Consider the following 2,969-nt stretch of genomic DNA (forward strand, 5'->3'; position numbering starts at 1 on the left):
CTGAGGCCGTTCCAGTCGAGGCGGTACCCAACGGCGCCGTCTTTTGCGTGGCTACGTGGCCAGGAGCGAACCACGACTCCATCCTCGTCGTAGACGACACCGCCTTCCTGACGGAAATCGAACTCGTTGACCTCGATTTCGTAGCCGTCGCCGATCGGGAACACGTCGAATGCTTCCAAGTGCCACTTCAGCATCTGCTTCATGCCGTTGACCATTCCCTGGGTGCCAAGCTCCGGCGTGCGACCGGAAGGCCCATGGATGCGAAGGGGGGTGTAGCCGCCCGACCATGCCCGGAACGGATAGATGTAGGGAATGTCGGCATAGTGATCGACGTGGAGGTGCGAGATGAAGATGTCGTTGATCAACTGCCCCGGCACCTGCATGCCGACGATGTTTCGCACGCAGCCCGAGCCGAAGTCGAAGAAGAACCGCTTGCCGTTGCCAAGTTCGACCATGATGCAGGTACCGGCCTGGTCCTCGCGCGGCGGATAGGGCGTCGAACCACAGAATGAGATCCGCATCTCGTCCGGTCCCAGTTGCTCGCTAAGCGGGAAGTAGTTGGCGTTGGAACCAGTCATGTATTTCGTCGGTCGGAAATACTCAGGCAATGAGATGCCGCCAGCCGGACGACCGCCATAGGGGTTTTTCAGGTTTTCGCCCAACGGCCCTTCGCCGGGATGTGCCTCAGCTTGCCCCGCGCCGAGACCGACAGCACCCGCCGCAACCGCACCGGCACCGGCGCCCTTGAGCAGATCGCGGCGGGAGGGGTCCTGCGGTTCATCGTTCTCGACGTGGCTCGGCCGTTGCGGGTCTTTGCGGTTGTCTTTGGTCATTCAATTGTCCTCTGTTGGTCGGGGGTAGCGGAAATGCGCCGCGCTTGGCGTTCAATCTCGCGGACCAGTTCCTTGCGGATATTGGCCCATTCAGCGCGCAATTCAGAACTGAGCGTTTCGTCGTTCTCGCTTGAGCAGGCCAACTCATAGTCACTCAGGGCCTCCCTGAGTGACGGGTGATCCAGCGAAAGCGCGAGGATCAAATCGGTGAGTTCTGGCAGATCATTACGAAGGATCAACGTTGCCTCTAGGTCGGCGGGTGGTAGCCTGAGCGCTTTTCCGACGGTAACCCAGCATGCTCGCCAGACAGAGTAAGCTGGGGTAAGTTGGGGTAAGCTGGACCTAGAGCGGGCATCCCAAAGGTGACTCAAGGCACTGTACATAAAGAACTTCCGCCTGAATTCGTCGATCAGGCGCGCGCGGCCTTGAACAAGGTTGTCGAGAGCGATGTCTTGGCCTCGTCGCCACGTTTGAGGCAGTTTCTTACCTACGTCGTAGAGGAGACTCTCTCCGGACATGGCGACGAAATTCGTGGCAAAGCCATTGCAGTGGAAGTCTACGGGCGGCGACTGGACGGCGATGGCGGCGGGCTGGGTCTTGTTCGGGTCGAGGCCGGACGCCTGCGGCGCTTGCTCCGGGAATACTATGAGGGCGAGGGAGCCGGAGACGACATCCGCATCCTCATCCCCACGGGCGGCTACAAGCCGACACTTACAGCGGTGCATGCGCCGCTCACTTTACCCGAAGAGTCAGGACCCCAGACAACTGAGCCCGGCCACAAACACTCCGGCTCCCGGAAATGGATGGTTGCGCTCGGAGCGTTGTTTGTCGCTCTGATCGCAAGTGTTTTCTTCGCAACAGATCTTCGTCCAGCACTCACTCAAAACGCTACAGATAACAATAGTGCCAAGCTTGCTGCGCTCAGGGAACGATCCATGCCCAGTGTTCAGGCCACCAATCTCGCCGAACAGACGCGTGGAATGTTCTTTCCGCTCTTCGATTTGAAGCGCCAGGAAATTGCGCTCACCGCATTTCGGCACGCCATTGATCTCGACCCTGACCTGCCCAGCGGATATGCGGGCGCGGCGCAGATCCTGGCGCTTCTGGCCTATCTGTCGGATGACGCCACACGCGCATCTGAACTGCTTGCCGAAGCAAGCAGTATGGCAGAGAGCGCCTTGGAACGCGGCCCAACTGATGGCTGGGCGAAAGCGACCATGGGCTGGACTCTTGCGGTAAGCGGCGACACCGAGGCAGCGCTGCGCCGAGCCCGGATAGCCGTTGACCTGTCACCGGAGGACGGCCACGTTTTGGACTTGGTGGGCATCACGGCGATTATTTCGAATGACCCCATTCTCGCGGCAGAGGTCTCGGACCCGGAACGCCCCCGCTTAGGGAGCGGCAGGTTCGGCGCAAACAGTATCTGGGGCACGTCACAATTGATGCTGCAGAACTATCCGGCATGCATCGAGGCGTTCTCCATGGCGGCCGAACGCGGCCTCCCGGTCAGCGCGCCGAGCCTAATGATGCTCGCCACGGCCCAACACGAAAACGGCGAGCACGCGGCCGCACGTCGAGCTATCGACGAGATGCACCGGACTTGGTCCGGCTTCCCAGCAAAGAAGGTCGCCAGCCGTTTCTTTGAGCACGCGCCGGAAACTCTATCCAGTGTTATTGAAACGCTCGAGACATACGGGTCGAACCTGTAGGGTGGACTATCCGGCTGGCATTGGTTTGGGAAGATCGCAAGTTGGACCCGTATTTAGCCTTTCCTTCCGCGATCCCTCTCATATTCGGTTTGCATTCACGCATTGGACACAGCCTTCACGGGTTCATTCCGCCGGACTGGAACCTGTCGCCTGCCGCACTTTCACCAAATGTCAGCTCCGGGCCGTTCACGACCGTTAAACTCTTTCCACTCTTGCCTGGCGTGCCTTGCGGCCAATGCTTGGACCGCGTGGTCAAGGGGCACGGGGTTGCATGGGCCGAGTTTCGCAAGCGGAGCAGGAAGGCCCTGAAGAGGCTGGAGACGCAGTGGAGCAGCTAGTCACCCGAATCTAAAGTTCGCCGCATAGGGTTTGGGTTCGCTGGCAGAACCGCTTGACCGATGCGAGGATTTCATCGGCGGACTTGACC

Annotated in this window: 3 protein-coding genes; 1 reads left to right on the forward strand and 2 read right to left on the reverse strand. The window is 59.9% G+C overall.

Annotated elements, in window-relative coordinates; all coding sequences use genetic code 11:
- Both BLR85_RS28025 and BLR85_RS28915 read right to left on the reverse strand, forming a co-directional pair.
- A partial coding sequence (locus BLR85_RS28025) for a twin-arginine translocation signal domain-containing protein (RefSeq protein ID WP_139188619.1) occupies nucleotides 1-833 on the reverse strand: 833 nt, incomplete at its 3' end.
- Entirely contained in the window at nucleotides 830-1,072 is a 243-nt protein-coding gene (locus tag BLR85_RS28915; RefSeq protein ID WP_139188620.1) for a hypothetical protein, read from the reverse strand. The genes BLR85_RS28915 and BLR85_RS28025, both read right to left, overlap by 4 nt.
- A 186-nt stretch (nucleotides 1,073-1,258) precedes the next feature.
- On the opposite strand from BLR85_RS28915, the gene BLR85_RS28035 reads away from it, so the two are divergent.
- Nucleotides 1,259-2,542, forward strand: a complete 1,284-nt coding sequence (locus tag BLR85_RS28035; protein WP_139188621.1) for a tetratricopeptide repeat protein — start codon at nucleotides 1,259-1,261, stop codon at nucleotides 2,540-2,542.
- The last annotated feature ends 427 nt before the right edge of the window (nucleotides 2,543-2,969 follow it).

The sequence above is a fragment of the Aliiruegeria lutimaris genome (genome assembly GCF_900099935.1).
Classification (GTDB): Bacteria; Pseudomonadota; Alphaproteobacteria; order Rhodobacterales; family Rhodobacteraceae; genus Tropicimonas; species Tropicimonas lutimaris.